The sequence below is a fragment of the Jannaschia sp. 2305UL9-9 genome, assembly GCF_041403465.1.
Lineage (GTDB): Bacteria > Pseudomonadota > Alphaproteobacteria > Rhodobacterales > Rhodobacteraceae > Jannaschia.
Genome location: NZ_JBGEHM010000001.1, coordinates 1,116,634 through 1,135,754, shown reverse-complemented (window position 1 = coordinate 1,135,754; position 19,121 = coordinate 1,116,634). Strand labels below are relative to the sequence as shown.

Here is a 19,121-nt window from a genome sequence, read left to right as displayed (position 1 = left end):
CCATGCGCCGCCGGGGGGGACAATCGGCTAGCCTCGCCTGCATGATGCCGGGCAAGACGAAACGAAGTGAAGTGGCTTTATTTTGTGCGCAATGATTAAAAAGAGTGCGTTCTGGTAATCTGCTGCAGCAGGGGGACGGGCCAGCATTCGTGGCCCTTGGGATGTCGCCCGTCGCGAGTCGTGTCGCAAGGTAAACCGGGCGCAGGATCCTCCTGTCGGAGAGGCCGGGATCCCCAAGCCAAAAACGCATTATTCAGAACAAGAAACCCCGCTCGCGTATGCGGCGGGGTGAGGTGCTTGGGGACGAGAATTTCTCAGTCGATGTCGGCCATGTCTATGACGCCGGCGTCCGTCTGTCCGGTGGGTGTCTCGAGGCCATCGGCAACGACGGTCAGCGGCGCGCCGAGGTCGAGGCGGATCAGCCGCATCGTGCCGACGTCCGCAATCTGAACGCCGTCCATCAGGCGACCGGCGGGCACCAGTGCCTCGGATGCGTCGAACAGGGCAGAAGCACGCCAGTCACGCAGGGCGACATGCTGGTCCAGCGCCACGGTGATATCGCGCAGGGGGCGGGCAAGGCCAAGGCTGTCGGTGCGGATCGTGCAGGCAGGCGTATCGACCTGCGAAATGCCCAGCAGATGCACGAGGCCGCGTTCGCGTGTCATGATCTGGTCGCCGGGATGCAGGTCTTCGGCCGCCACGGGCCCGGAGGCTGTCTGAACCTGCGCGTCGGGTGCAATTCCACCCAAGGTAGAGGGAACGGACGCCGGTGCAACGGGGCGAGCGGCGAAACGGATAAGGTCTTCGGCATTGGCGCGCAGTTGAACAGTCATCGTGATTCCCCTCGGGTGGCTCGCAATCCGGACCGATCGGCCCGCGTCGACACACTTGCTCGGGATTGGGGCGCAATCGCGGCGCAACCACGGAACATCCAAGGCCTTTCGGCTTCTGAAATCTGGTGCTAGAGGGGGCGCATGCGGGTGTGGCGGAACTGGTAGACGCACCAGATTTAGGTTCTGGCGCCTTTGGCGTGGGGGTTCGAGTCCCTTCACCCGCACCACTTTCCCTTCGAATTGCGCCTCTCGCGCGTTGCCCCCGTTTCAGGCGTCCGGGACGACCCGTCGCCGTGCATCCCCTCGCAGCGCAGCCCCATTTGATCCCCATCACGCATTGACCCGGCGTTGTTTCGGCGGGCATCCCGCTTGCAAGAACGATGGCACATGCGGGGACAGTGATGCGGGACGGAATGATCGAGATTTTCATGGCGGGGGTGGCGCGGGCCAATCCCGAGGCGGCGGTCATCGATGCGTTGGATGGGGTGCGGCGGCCCGATCTGATCCTTGCACTGGGCAAGGCCGCGGTCGCGATGGCGCGTCCGGCCCTGTCCCGGTTTCCCGGCACGCCCTGTCTCGTGGTCACGAACCCCGAGAACGCCGCAACTCTCGATGGTGCCGAGGTTATCCTGGGGGGGCATCCCGTTCCGGACGACGGGTCGCTTGCCGCGGGGCAGGCGTTGCTGTCCCGGGCGCGGGCCCTTTCGGCGGGTCAGCACTGCCTCGTGCTGGTGTCGGGGGGCGGCTCGGCCCTTGCGGTGGCGCCGGCCGGCGCGATGACACTGGCCGACAAGGCAGACGTCTCGCGGCTGTTGCTGGGCGCGGGGCTGGACATCACGGCGATGAACCTCGTGCGTCAGAATCTCAGTCTGTTGAAGGGTGGTGGTTTGGCACGCGCCCTTGCGCCCGCGACGGCCGAGGCGCTGATCCTGTCCGATGTCGTGGGCGACGACCTTGCGGCCATCGCCTCCGGGCCGATGGTGCCGCCACTGGGCACGGCGGCCGAGGCGATCGACCTGTTGCGCAGGCAGGACCTGTGGGACCGTATGCCGGCTGCCGCGCGCGACGCGCTCGGGACGGCTGAACCGATTGCGACGCCGGAGGTGACGTGCCGCCTGGTGGGGTCCAACCGTCTGTCGGCGGAGGCCATGCATGCAGCCGCCCCCGACGCTCGGCTGGATCCCGATCCGCTGGTCGGCGATGTCAGCGACGCCGCCGCGCGCATCGTGGCCGTGGCGCAGGCGGGGCCGGGGACGACGCTCTGGGGTGGGGAGACGACCGTCATCCTGCGCGGCGACGGGCGCGGGGGGCGCAACCAGGAACTCGCCCTGCGGGTCGCGGACGCCCTGCGCGGGTTCGACCGGCCTTGGGCCTTTCTGTCGGGGGGCACGGACGGCAGGGACGGACCCACTGACGCGGCTGGCGCGTTGGTCGACAATGGCACCCTGGCGCGCGCCGCGGCGCGGGGGTGCGACGTCACCGCCGCCCTTGCACGCAATGACAGCTATGCGGTGCTTGCGGCCAGCGGTGACCTGCTTATGACCGGCGGCACCGGCACGAACGTCGCCGATCTGCAGATCCTGCGTGTCGGCGGCTGAACCCCGAAAGGACAGAACATGATCCTGCGTTCCATAGCCCTTGTCGCCGTAGGCGTCGCGGTTGCAGGCGCCTCCTACGTGCGCCTTGCCCCGATGGAGGCCGAGGTCTGGCACGTCGATCCCGGCGCAGCCGAAAGAACGGGTCGCCCGAATGATTTCCTGATCGCCCCCGGCGGGGACATGGACCCGGTGCAAAGCCCGCTGTCGCCCGAGGCGTTGACGACCCTTCTGACCGAGGATCTGGAAGCCCAGCCGCGGACCACGCAACTGGCCGCGACGCCGGACGAGGGGATCTATACCTACGTTCAGCGCACCCGGATGATGGGCTATCCCGACGTGATCAACCTGCGCGTGCAGCCCACCCCCGAGGGCAGCAGCCTGACCCTCTGGAGCCGGTCGCGCTATGGCCAGTCTGACCTGGGCGTCAACCGTGCGCGGGTCGAGGCGCTGCTGCAACGCACGGGGCTGACCGCCGGGCCCATCGGCGATCAATAGGGCAGGGGGTGCGCCTTGTGGGCCGCGTCGATCTCCGCCAGCACCTCATCGGACAGGGTCGTGTCCTGCGCGGCAAGGCCGTGCTCCAGCTGGCTGAGGGTCGTCGCGCCCAGAATGGCGGAGCAGGCGAAGGGCCGCGATTGCAGCCACGCCAGCGACATGTGCACCGGGTCCAGACCGTGTCGCGCCGCAATGTCGAGATAGGCCGCAACGGCCGGCTCCACCCGGTCGGACCAGCGCCCGCCCAAGCCCTCGTTCAGGGACCGGCGCGATCCTTCCGGGATGGCGCCGTTCTGGTATTTCCCGGTCAGCATTCCCGTCGCCAGCGGTGAGAAGGCCAGCATCGTGACGTCCTCGTGCACGATGGTTTCGGTCAGATCCGTATCCGCGAGACGGCACATCAGCGAGTATTCATTCTGGATCGCGACGACGCGCGGCTTGTCGCTGCCTGCAAGGTCGAGCCATTTCGTCGTGCCCCACGCCGATTCGTTGGACAGGCCGAACGACCGGATCGTGCCGCGTGCCACCTCGGCCTGAAGCGCGTCGAGACAGGCGGCCATGTTGTCGAGGATCTCGGCGCGGTCCCCCTCGGGGCGATAGGTCCAGTTCTTGCGGAACTGAAAGCTGCCGCGATTGGGCCAGTGGAATTGATAGAGGTCGATCGTCTCGGATTGCAGGCGTTTCAGGCTGCCCTCGACGGCTTCGGGGATGGATGCGGCGGTGATCGGTGCACCCCCGCGCGCGTGGCTGCCTGCGCCCGAATGCTTGGTGGCGATGCGGATCCGGCCCGCGTTCCCCGCGCCGACCCAATTGCCGATGATCGTCTCGGTCAGGCCGACGGTTTCGGCCCGGACGGGATTGACCGGATACATCTCGGCCGTATCCAGCCACGTGACGCCCGCATCGATCGCCATGTCGATCTGGGCATGCGCCTCGGCCTCGGGCGTCTGCGTTCCGAAGGTCATCGTGCCCAGCATGATTTCGGAAATGGTGTCGGATCGTCCAAGCGGAACGGTGCGCATCTGGGAAACCTCGGGCTGATTCAGAGTTCGGCGGACCATGTCCCGCCACAGGCAGGAGGTCCAGTGCAGGTCGGGTTTGGCGACGACGACGCCCGTCGCAGGTATCGACCGCCCAAAGGGCCGATTGTGCTAGAGGTCCAGCGTCAGCCAGACAGGCACGTGGTCGGACGGTTTCTCACCGGCACGCATGTCCGTTTCGATGACGCAATCCGTCATGCGGTCCGCGATGGCAGGCGACAGCAGGAAGTGATCGATGCGGATGCCGTCGTTCCGGTCCCATGCGCCTGCCTGATAGTCCCAGAAGCTGTAGTGTCCGGCGGCGGGGGTGCGGGTCCGAAACGCCTCGGTCAGGCCAAGCGTCAGCAACCGGCGCCAAGCCCGGCGGGTGTCGGGCCGGGCAAGCGCATCCTCGACCCAGGCCTCGGGGCGCTTGGCATCCCGCTCATCGGGAATGACGTTGAAGTCGCCCGTCATCAGGAACGGCGTCTCCTCTGCCAGAAGCTGTCGGGCGCGTGCCTCCAGCCGGGCCATCCATGCCAGCTTGTAATCGTATTTCGGTCCCGGTGCCGGATTTCCGTTGGGCAGGTACAGGCCACAGACACGCACCGCCCCCGTGTCGCCGATCACGGTCCCCTCGATATAGCGGGCCTGCACGTCCTCTTCATCACCCGGCAGGCCCGTGGTCACGTCCTCGACCGGCAATCGCGACAGGAGCGCGACGCCGTTGAATCCCTTTTGACCATGGGTGTGCAGCGTCCAGCCGGTTCCCTCCACAAGGTCGCGGGGAAACGTCTCGTCGGTGGATTTGATTTCCTGCAGGAGCACGACATCGGGCGCATCATCCCGCCGCAGCCACGCGTGGACCGTGTCATAGCGGGCCTTGATGCCGTTGACGTTGAATGTCGCGATCTTCATGGCGCCCCTCCGCATTTGTGTCCGGGTCTAGGCGAGCGGTGGCGGGTTGTCACGGGGGGCGCGGTGGTCAGATGGCGGCGGCGAACATCTCGGCGGCGAAGGCGATCGCCACCGCAGCGATCAGCAGCAGGACATCACCTCCCCGCCATCCGCGCGCGGCGTCGCGGCCGGGCGCAAAGCTGAGATACAGGTTCGCAACGGGCACGAAGACAAGCCAACCCCAGCCGGGACGCCCGTCGATGTGATGCCCCCGCGCCGCCGACAACCGCCAGAGGAAGGCTCCGTATACGCCGACAAGCGCCAGCAACAGGGCGATCAGCCCCGTAGCCCAACCGCCGTCCTGTGCCATGGGCAAAAGCGCCCAGCCGGCCTGCGTCACGATCAGAAACGCATAGAGACAGGCCATGGAGAAAATGTAGGTGACTCGCCGCAGGGATCGTGTGACCGGTGCGACGGCGACCCCGATACCGGCCCCGATCAGGGCACAGGCAAGAAACAGCCCTGCAAAGCCCAGATCCGTCCGCGGCAAGGCATCGATCAGGGCCGCGTCCATTTCGCGTTACTTGCCCGTCAGGCGATCGGACCGCTTTCTGACAAGGACGTTGCGCAGGTCATGCATCGCCAGCAGCAGGTCGTCGGTCACCGCGTCCAGATCGTCGTCCGACGCGCGCGACTGGGCCCAATGGGCGGTCAGGTTCAGGTGATCGATCGTCCGCCGGATGTCGTCGATGTCACGGGTGGCAAGCGTGGCTTTGCGTGCCGCCATCCATGCGTCGATCGCGGCCTTGTCGGCGGGCGTCAGGTCGGTGTCGCCCTGTGGCTTCACCTGACCGTTGTTGATGTTCACGGTCGCGATCTGATCGAGGTCGAGCCGCCGCTGGCGGTTTGCTGTATCGACCCGAAAGACCAGCGCGCCATTGTCCTTCACGCGGAAGTAGTAGGAAGGCAGCGCGCCGGTCATGCCGAACCGCCCAATGGATCGGTCAGATGGGCAAGAGCGCCCACCTGTCCTGCACGGTCGAAGGGCCGTCGTGCGGGGATCAAGCCAGCCCCTCGCAGAACCTCTTGATCCGGGCGCAGGCTTCGGCCAGCGCCTCGTTCGAGGTGGCGTAGGACACGCGGAAATGCGGAGACAGGCCGAAGGCCGCGCCGAAGACGACCGCGACGCCCTCTTCCTCCAGCAGGGCGGTCGCGAAGGCCTCGTCGTCCGCAATCTTCGTACCGCCCGCGCTGGTCTTGCCGATGCAGCCGGCGACCGACGGATAGACGTAGAATGCGCCTTCGGGCACCGGACAGGTGATGCCGGGGCAGGCGTTCAACCCGTCGACGACAAGGTCGCGGCGGCCCTTGAACAGGACCTGGTTCGGGCGGATGAACTCCTGCGTGCCTTCCAGCGCCTCAACCGCGGCCCATTGGCTGATGGAGCAGGGGTTTGAGGTCGACTGCGACTGCACCTTGCGCATCGCCTTGATCAATTCTTCCGGGCCCGCCGCGTATCCGATGCGCCAGCCGGTCATGGAATAGGCCTTGGACACGCCGTTCATCGTCAGCGTGCGGTCATAAAGCTCGGGCTCCACCTGCGCGGGGGTCGCGAAGACGAAATTGTCGAACACGAGGTGCTCGTACATGTCGTCGGTCAGGATCCAGACATGCGGATGGCGCAGCAGCACGTCGGTCAGGGCCTTCAGCTCGTCCGCCGAATAGGCCGCGCCGGTGGGGTTGGAAGGCGAGTTGAAGATCAGCCACTTGGTCTTGGGCGTGATCGCGGCCTCCAGCGCCTCGGCGGTCATCTTGAAGTTGGTCTCGATCCCCGCCTCGACGATGACCGGCTCACCCCCGGCCAGCAGGACCATGTCGGGATAGCTGACCCAGTAGGGGGCAGGGATGATGACCTCGTCGCCCGCGTTCAGGGTTGCGACGAAGGCGTTGTAAAGCACCTGCTTGCCGCCCGATCCGACGGTCACCTGCGAGGGGGTGTAATCGAGGCCGTTGTCGCGCTTGAACTTGGCGCAGATGGCCTTCTTCAGCTCGGGGATGCCATCGACGGCGGTGTACTTGGTCTTGCCTTCGGCGATGGCGCGGGCACCCGCCTCCTTGATGTTCTCGGGGGTGTCGAAATCCGGCTCGCCCGCGCCCAGCCCGATCACGTCGCGGCCTGCGGCCTTCAGCTCCGCCGCCTTCGTGGTAACCGCGATGGTCGGCGAGGGTTTCACACGGGCAAGGGTGTCGGACAGGAAGGCCATTGGGTCGTCTCCGGTATTTGCAGCGGCGGTCGCCCCGTCCTAAGGTGCCGCAGACCTGCAAGCAAGGAGCGGTGCTCATGGCCATCGACACCCAGGCGGTTTCATCCCCGGATCCGGAAAGCGTTGCCTTCAGCCGACGTCTGTCCGACGCCCGACGGGCCGCGGGGCTGAGCCAGGCCGACCTGGCGCACCGGATCGGCGTCAAGGCGCGCACCGTCCGTGCCTGGGAAAAGGGAGAGGTCGCGCCGCGCGCCAATCGCCTGTCGATCCTGTGCGGGTTGTTGAATGTCTCGCTCGTGTGGCTCATGACGGGGCGCGACCCGGCGCAGACGCCCCCCGTCGCATTGTCCAGCGATGCGGAGCTTCTGGCCGATTTGTCCGAACTGCGACGCAATGCCGCCGACCTTGGCGACCGTCTGGCCTATCTGGAAGAAAGGCTGCGCAGCCGCATGGAGGACCCCGCATGATCGACCCGACCGACGCCCGCCGCAAGCGCATCGCCATTCGCGCATGGCGCCGTGGTATCAAGGAAATGGATCTGATCCTCGGGGGTTACGCGGATGCGGAGCTTGCGGCCATGGACGAGGAACAGCTGGCCCTGTTCGAGGCCGTTCTGGGCGAGAATGACCATGACCTTTTCCAGTGGGTCACGGGGCAGGCGGAGGCGCCCGAAAGGTTCCGACCCCTGATGCAGACCCTGTCCCGGCGGGCGGCAATCGCGCGATAGGCGAAAAGCCTGTCGAGACTGTGAATATCTCGTCGGTTTTAACGGAATATTCGGAATTTGAAGGGCAAAAGCGTCTGACATCAGATCAGACCGGGATGCCCTTCGATGAGCCGACTTGAAAAATTCCAGCCGCGCAACGCGCCGGACTTCATGTCCGGGTATCTGGACGCCCTGACCTTGCTGGAGCGGCTGCACCGTCTGCTGCTGGATGTCATCAAGGATGAGTTCGAGCGCCTGAACATTCTTGAAATCAACGCGGTGCAGGGGCTGCTTCTGTTCAACATCGGCGACAACGAGGTGACGGCCGGCGAGTTGAAGACCCGCGGATATTACCAGGGGTCGAACGTCAGCTACAACCTCAAGAAGCTGGTCGAGATGGGATACATGCACCACCAGCGATGCGAAATCGACCGCCGTGCGGTGCGCGTGCGCCTGACCGAAAAGGGTCGCATCGTCCGCGATTCGGTCGAGGAGCTGTTCGGTCGTCACGCGGATGGAATCCGCCATACCGGTGTCCTGTCCGATGCAGGCCTCGTCGAGATCGTCGGCACCCTGCGCCGGGTAGAACGGTACTGGAGCGATCAGATCCGCTACATCTACTGACCGGATACCAAGCCTCGGGAATACCACGCGTCCGAATGCCATGTCGGATGGCGATGGCATGGGCGCCGGTGCCCGTGGCGCCTTGGTATGCGGTCGCGGGATCGGCCGTGCGGCGCCCGGCGGGCAGGGAACCCCGGAAATCCGCTTGCACCGCAACCGGACCCTCCCTAGACAGGCGCTCGATTTGCACCCGCCGTTTCCGGCGGGATTTTCGCATGTGGGACCCGGATGATGGTCCCCGAACAGCACGAAGGACGAGACATATGCAGGTGACCGAGACCCTGAACGAAGGCCTCCAGCGCGGCTACACCATCACGGTCCCGGCAGGCGACCTCGATGCCAAGGTGAACCAGAAACTGGTCGAGGCCCAGCCCGAGATCGAGATGAAGGGTTTCCGCAAGGGCAAGGTCCCCATGGCCCTCCTCAAGAAGCAGTACGGTCAGCGTCTGCTGGGCGAAGTCATGCAGGAAGCCATCGACGGTGCCATGTCCGAGCACTTCGAGAAGTCCGGCGATCGCCCCGCCATGCAGCCGAAGGTCGAGATGACCAACGAATCCTGGAAAGAAGGCGATGACGTCGAAGTCGCGCTGTCCTACGAGGCGCTGCCCGAGGTGCCCGAGGTCGACTTCTCCGGCGTCAAGATCGAGCGTCTGGTGGTCGAGCCTGCCGAAGCCGACGTCAACGACGCGCTGGAAAGCCTTGCCAAGAACGCCCAGACGTTCGAAGCCAAGGACGGTGCCGCCGAGAACGGCGACCAGGTCGTGTTCGACTTCCTCGGCAAGGTCGACGGCGAAGCTTTTGAGGGCGGCGCGGCCGAGGATTATCCCCTCGTGCTCGGCTCCGGCAGCTTCATCCCCGGCTTCGAAGAGCAGCTGGTCGGTGTTTCCGCCGGCGAAGAGAAGAACGTCGAGGTGTCCTTCCCCGAGGAATACCAGGCCGAGCATCTTGCCGGCAAAGCCGCCGTGTTCGAGTGCAAGGTCAAGGAAGTCAAAGCCCCTGCCGAAGCCAAGATCGACGACGAGATGGCCAAGCAGTTCGGTGCCGAGGATCTTGCCGCCCTCAAGACCCAGATCACCGACCGCCTGTCGGGCGAATACCAGGGTGCCGCCCGTCAGGTCGTCAAGCGTCAGCTTCTCGATCAACTCGACGGTCTGGTGACATTCGATCTGCCGCCTTCCCTCGTTGAGGCCGAAGCCCAGCAGATCGCACACCAGCTGTGGCACGAAGAGAACCCCGACGTTAAGGGCCATGATCACCCCGAGATCACCCCGACCGAAGAGCACAAGACGCTGGCACAGCGCCGCGTCCGCCTTGGCCTGCTGCTGGCCGAGCTGGGTCAGAAGGAAAACGTCGAAGTGACCGACGCCGAGATGACGCAGGCGATCATGAACCAGGCCCGCCAGTATCCGGGTCAGGAGCGTGAGTTCTTCCAGTTCATCCAGCAGAACCAGCAGGCCCAGCAGCAGCTGCGCGCCCCGCTGTTCGAGGACAAGGTCATCGACCTCATCCTCGACCGCGCCGAGGTCACCGACAAGACGGTCACCAAGGAAGAGCTGCAGGCCGAGGTCGAGAAGCTCGAAGACATCTGATCCGTCCCGCGGGATCGCCGAAACGAAGAGAGACAGCCCCCCGGGGCTGTCTTTTTCGTTCTGGGCCGAACTTTTTTCGACGAAACCGCGACGGAAATGCCGGGCCTGAACGTGTAAGGGGCATCACGCCGCACGATACGCCGAAGGAACGCCGTCCAATGACCCATACCGCACTTGCCCGCTGCGTCCTGCTGCCGCTGTCGCTGGCCGGCACCCCGGCAGCTGCCCATGTCGAGGCGGCGCAGTTCGCGGGCGATGCCTTCGTCGCCCCCGCCGAGATCGTGGATTGCACCCTCGTGAATGGTGATGAAAGCCAATGCCTGCGGGTGACGTTGTCGGAACGCCCCGACAGCCTGCAGATCGGGCCCTTCTGTCCCGAGACGACGGATGAGGCGGGCGGCATCTGGTACTGGAGTGGGGACAACGCGGGTCTGTATCGTTTGGATCAGGGTTTCTGGGCGCTGTTGAAGACATTGGGCTACGATTTCACCGACGGAAGCGGCGGTATCAATCAAGGCTCCCCGACCGGCGCGCGGCCCGAGGCGGACCATGCCTGTATCTCGGCCACGGAGACCGACGACGTCCGCATCACGGCCCTGATCCCCGTCGAGCCGATCAAGGCCGAGGCCGCGACCACGCTGGGCACGGTGAACAAGGTGGGAATTGCCCTCGATGGTGTGCCGATCTTCTCGGATGCGCCGACGGTCGCGATGACCGGACACCTGCCCGCGCTCGACCTCTGCGGTGGTCATGTCGATCCCGGCGGATGGTTTCACTGGCACGCCACGGCGACCGATATCGACACCGTCTACGAGGCGCAGGGCGTCGATGCGGCCTGCACGGCCCGGGTGCAGTCGGCCGGGGCCCTGTTTGCCTATGCGTTCGACGGGTATCCCATCTACGGCTCCGCCGAACCGGACGGGGGGCAGGTCACGGGACTGGATGCCTGCAACGGCCACGACAGCGAGGATCTCGGCTATCACTATCACGCGTCGGACGAATTTCCGAACCTGCCCCCCTGCCTGACGGGTGTCGTGGCCGAAGACAATTTCAGCACGACTGCCGCGGCCGGTATCGGTGCCGTCAATCCGGATGGCTCCGACGGACAGGGGGCAGGGCCCGCACGCGGGCCTGACCTTGCTGCGGCGGCTTCTATTCTGGGTGTGTCCGAACAGGCCCTCGCCGGGGCGATCAAGGACGCGGGCGGACCGCCCCCGGACCTGGAGGCGGTTGCAACCTTGCTGGACCTGTCGATAGAGGATGTCCGCGACGCGCTGGCGCCGCCAACGAACCGATAGGCCTGCGCCGGGTTACGCGCCGGGCGTGATCCGCAGGACGCGCCCGTCTGCGTAATCCGTCAGCACGATGAAGGACCCATCCGCCTGAACCTCCACGTCGCGGACGCGACCGAGGTCCATCAGCAGGCGCTCCTCCTCGGTCACGCGGTTTCCGTCTAGCGACAGGCGCACGACGCCACCCGGGTTGAGCGAGCCGATCAGCAGATCGCCGTTCCAGTCACCGAACGCCGCGCCATCGTGGAAGTCCATTCCGGCGGGTGCGATGACCGGGTCCCAGAAATAGACGGGCTGTTCCATCCCCTCGCGGACGGCTTCGCCACTGCCGACGTCGGACCCGTTGTAGTTCACGCCGTAGGAGATGACCGGCCAGCCATAGTTCAGCCCGGCTTCGGGCATGTTCAGCTCGTCCCCGCCGCGCGGTCCGTGTTCGATTGTCCACAGCGTGCCATCCGGGGCCACGGTCGCGCCCTGAATGTTGCGGTGTCCATAGGACCAGATAGTGTCCACGGCATCCGGGTTGCCCACGAACGGGTTGTCGGCGGGCACCTCACCCGTCTGCGTGACGCGGATCACCTTGCCGTAGGTCGTATCGATCTGTTGCGACAGGACACGTTCGGCCGGACGCGAATGTTCGCCCGTGGTGATTGCCACGGTCCCATCATCGAGGAAGACGACGCGGCTGCCGAAATGCATCGGCGTGGGCGACGGCGGATCCTGCACGAAGATGTCGGTGACATCCGAAACGGACGCCATGTCCTCGGCCAGAACCATCCGGGCGGCTGCGGTGGCGCTCTCGTTGCTGCCGAAGGGTTTGGCATAGGTGATGTAGATCGCGCGGCTGTCGGCGAAGTCCGGGGCAAGGGCCACGTCCAGCAGCCCGCCCTGTCGCACGGCGACGACCTCCGGCAGGCCGGTGATCGGCCCGGACAGGGTGCCGTCGGCCGCGATGTGGCGCAGGCGCCCGGCCCGCTCGGTGATCAGCCACCCCCCCGCGTCCGGCAGCGTGGCGATGCCCCACGGATGTACCAGATCGGTGGCCAGTTCCTCGATCGACAGGGTGCCGGCCGTTTCGGCGAGGGGCGCGCGGAACTGCTCGGGGAAGGCGGGGGGGAAATCGGTGTTCCTTTGCCCCCATTCATAGGCGGTCGCGGGCAGGGTGGTCAGCGCAAGGCAGATGGTCAGGATACGCATTGGGCAGGCTCCAACAGCTTCGGGTCTTGTCCAAAGCTAGCCTGCCCGCGCTGTTTGTCATCCTAGCGGGCGCGGCGGCGCGACCCGATCAGGTGGCGAAACTTCTCGCCCTGCACGGCGACATGCCCGCGCATGACGTTCGACGCCGTGGTCGCATCGCCTGCCGACAGGGCCGCGACGATCTGCTCATGCTCGTCCATGGACTGCGCGAGGCGACCGCGCAGCCGCAACTGCATCCGGCGAAAGGGTTGCAGGCGGCGATGCAGGCGCGCGGTCTCTGAGGCAAGGAAGGCATTGCCCGATTGTTCGTAGATCAGGTGATGAAATGTCTCGTTGTGGGCATAGTAGCCATCGGAATCGGATGCCTCGACCGAGGCGTGGCAGGCATCATTCGCGGAGCGCAGCGCCGTCAGGGCCGCGTCGGTAATGCGGCCCGCCGCGAGCCGGGCGCAGGTCGCCTCCAGTTCGGCCATGACCTCGAACATCTCCATCAACTCGACCGGTCCGGGTTCGCGCACGAAGACGCCGCGGCGGGGCAGCTGTTCGACCAGGCCGGATTGCGACAGCCTCTGGAATGCCTCGCGCACGGGGGTGCGGGACACGCCGAATTGCTGTGCAAGCTGCACCTCGTCCAGACGATCCCCGTCCCCATAGGCGCCGTCAAAGATCATCTTCTCCAAGGCGCGGGTGACGCGGTCGGCGTGCGTGTCCTGTGGCTGCTGTCCATCCATGCCGCCAGTCTACCCGGCACAGCACTTTGCATGCAAGATGTGATCCTTGCATGCAAGAATGTTGACATCGTATGCGCGCGCCGCCTACGACTTGTGCATCGTGGCCTCCGGGGAGGGAGGTCACCTGTTTGGGAGAGAGACACACATGAAACTGACGCTTACCGCCTCTGTCGCCGCGCTGGCCCTTGCCACCGCCGCTGCATCCGCCGCCGAACTGCGCCTGTCGCACCAGTGGTCCACCGGTGATGTCCGCCACAAGGTCGCGCAGATGATCGCCGATGACGTGGCCGCCGCCGATGTCGACCTCGATATCCGCATTTTCCCGTCCGCGTCCCTGTTCAAGGCGCGCGAGCAGTATCAGCCGCTGTCGCGTGGACAGCTGGACATGACCGTCCTGCCGCTGTCCTACGCGGGCGGCGTGCAGCCGGCCTACAACCTGACGCTTATGCCGGGCCTCGTGAAAAACCACGATCATGCCGCGCGCCTGAACGAGTCGCCCTTCATGGAAGCGATCGAGGAAAAGATGGCCGAGGATGACGTCATGGTCCTCGTTCACGGATACCTCGCTGGCGGGTTCGCGGGCAAGGACGCCTGCATCACGTCGCCGGACGACATGCCCGGCAAGCAGACCCGCGCCGCGGGCAAGGCGTTCGAACAGATGCTGGCCGGGGCAGGGGCGTCGATCGCGTCGATGGCCTCGTCCGAGATCTACAACGCGATGCAGACCGGCGTTCTGGACGCGGCCAACACCTCGTCGTCATCCTTCGTCAGCTATCGCATCTATGAGCAGGTCGCCTGCTACACGCCCGCCGGCGATTATGCCCTGTGGTTCATGTATCAGCCCCTTTTGGTCAACAAGTCGACCTTCGAGGGCCTGAGCGAGGAGCAGCAGGCCGCCCTGACGGAAGCGGCGGCCAAGGCCGAAGCCTTCTATCTCGAAGAGGCCAAGAAGCAGGATGGGGAAAGCCGTCAGGTCTTTGCCGACGCGGGCGTCGAGATCGCCGACATGACCGAGGAGGAGTTCAACGCCTGGCGCGCCCTTGCACAGGAGACGTCCTACAAGGCCTTCGTCGACGAGACGCCCGGCGGTCAGGATTTGCTCGATCTGGCCCTCGCCGTCGAGTGACGCCAACCGGGCGGGGGCATCCCCGCCCGTGCCGAACGTCCCCTCTGCGAGGGGTGTGATATTTCGTCGACGCGCCGGGGTGGTGTGTCGACGCCCGATTGAACAGCAGGAGGCCCGAGAATGTCAGGCCAGATCGCAACCCGCGTCGCGCGCGACGGCGGGAACCCCATCTTGCGGACTGTCGGCTGGATCAGCACCGCCGCCGGATGGACATCCGCCGCGATGATCGTCGCCGCCGTCGCCATCACCTGTCAGATGATCTTTGTCCGCTTCGTCCTCAACGGCTCCACCGTCTGGCAGACGGAGGCCGTGATCTACCTGATGATTGCCGCCACCCTGCTGGGCCTGCCTTACGTGCAGCGTCTGCGCGGACATGTGAACGTGGACCTGATCCCGCTTGCCCTGCCGCTTGGCGCGCGCCGGATCCTGGCCATCGCGACCCTGGCGGTCAGTGCGGGCGTCATCGCCGTGATGCTGTTCTACGCCTACGAGTTCTGGCACCTCGTGTGGACGCGCGGCTGGCGGTCCGACACGGTCTGGGGGGTCGAGCTGTGGAAGCCTTACCTCTCCCTCGTCGTCGGCCTTGCGCTGCTGCTGCTGCAACTGCTGGCCGATCTGCTGGCCGTCGTTCTGCGTATCGATGCGCCCTTTGGTCTGGAGGACTGAGATGGATCCCCTTCTGCTTGGCCTTATCGTTGCCGTCGCCACCATTCTGGTCCTGTTCTCGGGCGTATCGGTCGCCATCGGCCTGCTGATCGTCTCGGGCGGTTTCCTGCTAATCTTCGACGGGCCCCGGTCTCTCGAACTGATGCCCGAGATCATGTTCGGCAAGCTCGACAACTTCGCGCTCCTGTCTATCCCGATGTTCATCATCATGGGCGCCAGCATCGCCTCCACCCGCGCGGGCGCCGACCTCTACGAGGCGTTGGAACGCTGGATGACCCGCGTGCCCGGCGGCCTCGTGATCTCCAACCTCGGGGCCTGCGCCCTGTTCTCAGCCATGAGCGGGTCCAGCCCCGCCACCTGCGCCGCCATCGGCAAGATGGGCATCCCCGAAATGCGCAAGCGCGGCTTTCCGGACGGTGTCGCGGCCGGGTCCATCGCGGCCGGTGGCACGCTGGGCATCCTGATCCCGCCGTCGGTGACCATGATCGTCTACGGCATTGCGACCGAGGTTTCGATCGGCCGCCTGTTCCTTGCCGGTGTCTTCCCCGGCCTGCTGCTGGTCGCGCTGTTCATGGTGTGGTCGCTCTATGCGACATGGGCCAGCGGCGACACGAACCTGCTGACCCCGCGGGTCTACAGCTGGAAACAGAAGCTGGAGATCCTGCCCCGCGTGATCCCGTTCCTGCTGATCATCATCGGTGTTCTCTATGCAATGTATGGCGGGGTCGCGACGCCATCCGAAACCGCCGCCGTGGGCGCCTTGCTGTGCCTCGTGATCGCCATGGTGATCTACAAGCTGTGGTCGCCGGCCAAGCTGTGGGACGTTCTGCGGGATTCCACCCGGGAGTCGGTGATGATCCTGTTCATCATCGCGGCCGCCGGGGTGTTCAGCTACATGCTCTCGTCGCTCTACATCACGCAGAGCATCGCGGAATGGATCGGCACGCTGGAGGTCAACCGCTGGGTTCTGATGGGGGCGGTCAACGTCTTCCTGCTGATCGCCGGGTTCTTCCTGCCGCCTGTTGCCGTGATCCTGATGGCGGCGCCCATCCTGCTGCCCATCATCCTGACCGCCGGGTTCGACCCGATCTGGTTTGCCGTCGTCCTGACCATCAACATGGAGATTGGTTTGATTTCCCCACCTGTTGGCCTGAACCTGTATGTCATCAATGGCATCGCCCCCGACATCTCTCTGAAAACGATCCTCAAGGGCTCGCTTCCGTATGTTGCCTGCATGGTCATCGCGATCATCCTGCTGTGCATCTTTCCGGGCATCGCGACCTGGCTGCCGACAGCGGTGATGGGATGATGGGCCTTGGCGGACTTCTGGGGCGGGTTCTTGACCGCCCCCTGTCGCTGGGCCGTGCGGCCCCCGACGACCGCGCAATCGCGGATCTGTGCAAGGCGCTGCTGACCGAGGCGGGCGAGGCGACGGGTCTGTCCCTCGCCAAGACGATCCTCGCACGCTACGCGTCGCTGGATGATGAGGAGAAGCGTGATTTCTTCATGACCCTGGCGCGCGACATGGATGTCAACGCGGGCGCGGTTCATCAGACCATCGATGCCTACGACAGCGACCCGACCCGCGACACCTATCGCGCCTATGCCGCGGCGTCGGAGCCACCGCGACAGGAGTTGATCCGCCGCCTCAACCGGGTTCCCGGCGCGACCGCCCGCCTCGTCGCGATGCGCGCCGACCTGCTGCGCCTGACGGACCTGTCCGGTCGGCTGGGTGCGCTGGATCAGGATTTCCGGCACCTGTTTTCATCGTGGTTCAACCGCGGGTTTCTCGTGCTGTCGCCCATCGACTGGCGCAGCCCGGCCCTGATCCTCGAAAAGATCATCGCCTACGAGGCGGTGCATGACATCGCGGGCTGGGACGATCTGCGCCGCCGCCTGCAACCCGCCGACCGGCGCTGCTACGGGTTCTTCCATCCCGCCATGCCCGATGAGCCGCTGATCTTCGTCGAGGTGGCGTTGACGCGCGGCATCCCGGGTTCGGTTCAGCGCCTGTTGTCGGACAAGCGCGACCCGATCACGGCGGACGAGGCGGATACGGCGGTGTTCTATTCGATCTCCAACTGCCAGTCGGGCCTTGCGGGGATCAGCTTCGGCAACTCCCTGATCAAACAGGTGGTCGAGGATCTGGGCCGCGACCTGAAGGGCCTGAAGACCTTCGTCACCCTGTCGCCGATCCCCGGCTTCATGAAATGGCTGGGGGATCAGGATGTGTCCGCCGACCTGAGCGAGCCTGATACCCTGCGCCGTCTGACGGCGACCTACCTGCTGGATGCCAAGCGGGGGCAGGGGCCGCTCGACCCGGTTGCGCGGTTCCACCTCGGGAACGGGGCGCTGGTCCATGCCGTCCATGCCGAGGCGGACATCTCCGAGAAGGGGCGCAAGCAATCGGCTGGCGCGATGGTCAACTACCTGTATGACCCCGATCGCCTTGCCCAGAACCACGAAGCCTTGGCCACCCATGGCACAATTGCCTCCAGCGCCTCCGTGCGCTCTCTTGCCGGGGCAGGCCGGCGTTTGCTCTGAAAGACAAGACCCATGGCAAATCCACTCTTTGATACGCTGTTCGGACGTCACGCAGACAGTGACGCCCCCTTCCTGCATCTGGGCGACGGGCGCACGATCACCTATCGCGCCTTCGTTTCCATGTCGGGGCGATACGCCAACGCCCTGACCGCGCGTGGTCTTGAGGCAGGCGACCGGGTCGCAGCACAGATCGACAAATCCGCCGAGGCACTGGCCCTCTATGCGGCCTGTGCGCGGGCGGGCCTCGTGTTCCTGCCGCTCAACACGGCCTACACGGCGGATGAAGTCGGCTACTTCGTTAGCGATTCCGGTGCGGGGTTGTTCGTCTGCGACCCGCGCCGCGCGGACGACATGGCCCGCGTGGCCGCAGCAGCGGGAAGCAAGCTGGACACCTTGGGCGGTGACGGTGCGGGCACCTTGGCGGACGCGGCAGCGGCGGCGACCGATGCCTTCGATCCGGTCCCGCGCAGCGAAAGCGATCTGGCCGCCTTCCTCTATACCTCCGGCACGACGGGGCGGTCCAAGGGCGCCATGCTGAGCCAGGGAAACCTGTTGTCCAACAGCAGGACCCTGGCCGAGGCCTGGGCCTTCACCGCCGACGATGTCCTGCTGCATGCCCTGCCGATCTTTCACACACACGGTTTGTTCGTGGCCACGAATGTCACGCTGACGGCGGGCGGGTCGATGATCTTCCTGCCCAAGTTCGACCTCGACCAGATGCTCGCCCATCTGTCCAAGGCCACGACCCTAATGGGGGTGCCGACGTTCTATACCCGGATGCTGTCGGACCCGCGCTTCACCCGTGATGCGGCGGCGCATATGCGCCTGTTCGTTTCGGGGTCTGCGCCGCTTCTGGCGGAGACGCACCGCGCCTTTACCGAGCGGACGGGGCACCGCATCCTCGAACGCTATGGCATGACCGAGACGAACATGAACACGTCGAACCCCTATGACGGTGACCGGCGCCCCGGCACGGTCGGCTTGCCCCTGCCGGGGGTCGAATTGCGCGTGATGGACAACGGGTCAGAGGTCGCGCGCGGCGAGACGGGCACGATCGAGGTGCGCGGGCCGAACGTCTTCCAGGGCTATTGGAACATGCCCGAAAAGACCGCCGAGGAGTTGAGCGCCGACGGCTGGTTCATCACGGGCGACCTCGGCACGCAGTCGGAGGATGGCTATGTCACCATCGTCGGGCGCGGCAAGGACCTGATCATTTCGGGCGGGTTCAACATCTACCCCAAGGAACTGGAACTTTTGCTGGACGATCAGCCGGGTGTCCTGGAATCCGCTGTCATCGGCGTGCCGCACCCCGATTTCGGCGAAAGCCCGGTGGCGTTGCTTGTGGCGGCCCCCGGGGAAATGCCGGACCTCGATGCGATCCGTGCGACGATCAAGCGGGATCTCGCGCGGTTCAAGCATCCTGCCGTGATCGAAGTGATCGACGAATTGCCCCGCAACACGATGGGCAAGGTGCAGAAAAACGTCCTGCGCGAGCAGTACAAGGCCGTGCTGCAGGCCAGCTGACAGGCAGCTTGCCAAA

Annotated in this window: 20 protein-coding genes and 1 tRNA gene; 13 read left to right on the top strand and 8 right to left on the bottom strand. The window is 65.5% G+C overall.

What is annotated here, in order from left to right; genetic code table 11:
* Window positions 1-314: 314 nt before the first annotated feature.
* A complete protein-coding gene (locus V6N07_RS05570; RefSeq protein ID WP_371154672.1) occupies window positions 315-833 on the bottom strand; it encodes a Hint domain-containing protein in 519 nt (172 codons plus the stop codon).
* 143 nt (window positions 834-976) lie between these two features.
* On the opposite strand from V6N07_RS05570, the gene V6N07_RS05565 reads away from it, so the two are divergent.
* From V6N07_RS05565 to V6N07_RS05555, 3 genes are all read left to right on the top strand, one after another.
* Window positions 977-1,060: transfer RNA gene (locus V6N07_RS05565), tRNA-Leu, on the top strand.
* A gap of 186 nt (window positions 1,061-1,246) precedes the next feature.
* Complete coding sequence (locus V6N07_RS05560) at window positions 1,247-2,431, top strand: glycerate kinase (protein ID WP_371154670.1); 1,185 nt, start codon at window positions 1,247-1,249, stop codon at window positions 2,429-2,431.
* 18 nt (window positions 2,432-2,449) lie between these two features.
* Window positions 2,450-2,926, top strand: coding sequence for a DUF1499 domain-containing protein (locus V6N07_RS05555; RefSeq protein WP_371154669.1), 477 nt, complete (start codon window positions 2,450-2,452; stop codon window positions 2,924-2,926).
* Here V6N07_RS05555 and V6N07_RS05550 read toward each other — a convergent pair.
* The 5 genes from V6N07_RS05550 to V6N07_RS05530 all read right to left on the bottom strand — a co-directional run bounded on the left by V6N07_RS05550 (window position 2,920) and on the right by V6N07_RS05530 (window position 7,106).
* Window positions 2,920-3,948: an aldo/keto reductase gene (locus V6N07_RS05550; RefSeq protein WP_371155391.1), complete on the bottom strand. Its 1,029-nt coding sequence runs from the start codon at window positions 3,946-3,948 to the stop codon at window positions 2,920-2,922. The two genes, V6N07_RS05555 and V6N07_RS05550, sit on opposite strands and share 7 nt — an antisense overlap.
* A 129-nt stretch (window positions 3,949-4,077) precedes the next feature.
* Window positions 4,078-4,863 carry an exodeoxyribonuclease III gene (gene xth / locus V6N07_RS05545; RefSeq protein ID WP_371154667.1) on the bottom strand — a complete coding sequence of 262 codons (786 nt, stop codon included), beginning with the start codon at window positions 4,861-4,863 and terminating at the stop codon, window positions 4,078-4,080.
* A 67-nt stretch (window positions 4,864-4,930) separates the two neighbouring features.
* Entirely contained in the window at window positions 4,931-5,416 is a 486-nt protein-coding gene (locus V6N07_RS05540; protein WP_371154666.1) for a hypothetical protein, read from the bottom strand.
* Between the two features lie 6 nt (window positions 5,417-5,422).
* On the bottom strand, window positions 5,423-5,824 hold the full coding sequence (locus V6N07_RS05535) for a hypothetical protein (protein WP_371154664.1): 402 nt from the start codon (window positions 5,822-5,824) through the stop codon (window positions 5,423-5,425).
* 79 nt (window positions 5,825-5,903) lie between these two features.
* Window positions 5,904-7,106 carry a pyridoxal phosphate-dependent aminotransferase gene (locus tag V6N07_RS05530; RefSeq protein WP_371154663.1) on the bottom strand — a complete coding sequence of 401 codons (1,203 nt, stop codon included), beginning with the start codon at window positions 7,104-7,106 and terminating at the stop codon, window positions 5,904-5,906.
* Between the two features lie 77 nt (window positions 7,107-7,183).
* Here V6N07_RS05530 and V6N07_RS05525 point away from each other — a divergent pair, with 77 nt between their 5' ends.
* From V6N07_RS05525 to V6N07_RS05505, 5 genes are all read left to right on the top strand, one after another.
* The gene (locus tag V6N07_RS05525) at window positions 7,184-7,573 is read left to right on the top strand and encodes a multiprotein-bridging factor 1 family protein (protein WP_371154661.1); all 390 of its coding nucleotides are present in this window, start codon (window positions 7,184-7,186) and stop codon (window positions 7,571-7,573) included.
* A complete protein-coding gene (locus V6N07_RS05520; protein WP_371154660.1) occupies window positions 7,570-7,833 on the top strand; it encodes a succinate dehydrogenase assembly factor 2 in 264 nt (87 codons plus the stop codon). The genes V6N07_RS05525 and V6N07_RS05520 overlap by 4 nt, the downstream gene beginning before the upstream one ends.
* A gap of 105 nt (window positions 7,834-7,938) precedes the next feature.
* Window positions 7,939-8,436 carry a MarR family winged helix-turn-helix transcriptional regulator gene (locus V6N07_RS05515; protein WP_371154659.1) on the top strand — a complete coding sequence of 166 codons (498 nt, stop codon included), beginning with the start codon at window positions 7,939-7,941 and terminating at the stop codon, window positions 8,434-8,436.
* A gap of 263 nt (window positions 8,437-8,699) precedes the next feature.
* Complete coding sequence (tig, locus tag V6N07_RS05510) at window positions 8,700-10,025, top strand: trigger factor (protein ID WP_371154657.1); 1,326 nt, start codon at window positions 8,700-8,702, stop codon at window positions 10,023-10,025.
* A gap of 158 nt (window positions 10,026-10,183) precedes the next feature.
* Window positions 10,184-11,323 (top strand): YHYH protein, encoded by a 1,140-nt coding sequence (locus V6N07_RS05505; protein WP_371154656.1) that lies wholly within the window; start codon window positions 10,184-10,186, stop codon window positions 11,321-11,323.
* A 12-nt stretch (window positions 11,324-11,335) separates the two neighbouring features.
* Here V6N07_RS05505 and V6N07_RS05500 read toward each other — a convergent pair whose 3' ends face one another.
* Together V6N07_RS05500 and V6N07_RS05495 are read right to left on the bottom strand one after the other, a co-directional pair.
* Window positions 11,336-12,514 carry a PQQ-dependent sugar dehydrogenase gene (locus V6N07_RS05500; protein WP_371154655.1) on the bottom strand — a complete coding sequence of 393 codons (1,179 nt, stop codon included), beginning with the start codon at window positions 12,512-12,514 and terminating at the stop codon, window positions 11,336-11,338.
* Between the two features lie 62 nt (window positions 12,515-12,576).
* On the bottom strand, window positions 12,577-13,245 hold the full coding sequence (locus V6N07_RS05495; protein WP_371154654.1) for a GntR family transcriptional regulator: 669 nt from the start codon (window positions 13,243-13,245) through the stop codon (window positions 12,577-12,579).
* A gap of 145 nt (window positions 13,246-13,390) precedes the next feature.
* Here V6N07_RS05495 and dctP point away from each other — a divergent pair, with 145 nt between their 5' ends.
* The 5 genes from dctP to V6N07_RS05470 all read left to right on the top strand — a co-directional run bounded on the left by dctP (window position 13,391) and on the right by V6N07_RS05470 (window position 19,105).
* Window positions 13,391-14,371, top strand: coding sequence for a TRAP transporter substrate-binding protein DctP (dctP, locus tag V6N07_RS05490; protein WP_371154652.1), 981 nt, complete (start codon window positions 13,391-13,393; stop codon window positions 14,369-14,371).
* Between the two features lie 120 nt (window positions 14,372-14,491).
* Window positions 14,492-15,037 (top strand): TRAP transporter small permease, encoded by a 546-nt coding sequence (locus tag V6N07_RS05485; protein WP_371154650.1) that lies wholly within the window; start codon window positions 14,492-14,494, stop codon window positions 15,035-15,037.
* 1 nt (window position 15,038) lies between these two features.
* Window positions 15,039-16,346, top strand: a complete 1,308-nt coding sequence (locus tag V6N07_RS05480) for a TRAP transporter large permease (protein ID WP_371154648.1) — start codon at window positions 15,039-15,041, stop codon at window positions 16,344-16,346.
* The gene (locus tag V6N07_RS05475) at window positions 16,343-17,581 is read left to right on the top strand and encodes a malonyl-CoA decarboxylase (protein WP_371154646.1); all 1,239 of its coding nucleotides are present in this window, start codon (window positions 16,343-16,345) and stop codon (window positions 17,579-17,581) included. The genes V6N07_RS05480 and V6N07_RS05475 overlap by 4 nt, the downstream gene beginning before the upstream one ends.
* 12 nt (window positions 17,582-17,593) lie before the next feature.
* The gene (locus V6N07_RS05470) at window positions 17,594-19,105 is read left to right on the top strand and encodes a malonyl-CoA synthase (protein WP_371154644.1); all 1,512 of its coding nucleotides are present in this window, start codon (window positions 17,594-17,596) and stop codon (window positions 19,103-19,105) included.
* Window positions 19,106-19,121: the final 16 nt, after the last annotated feature.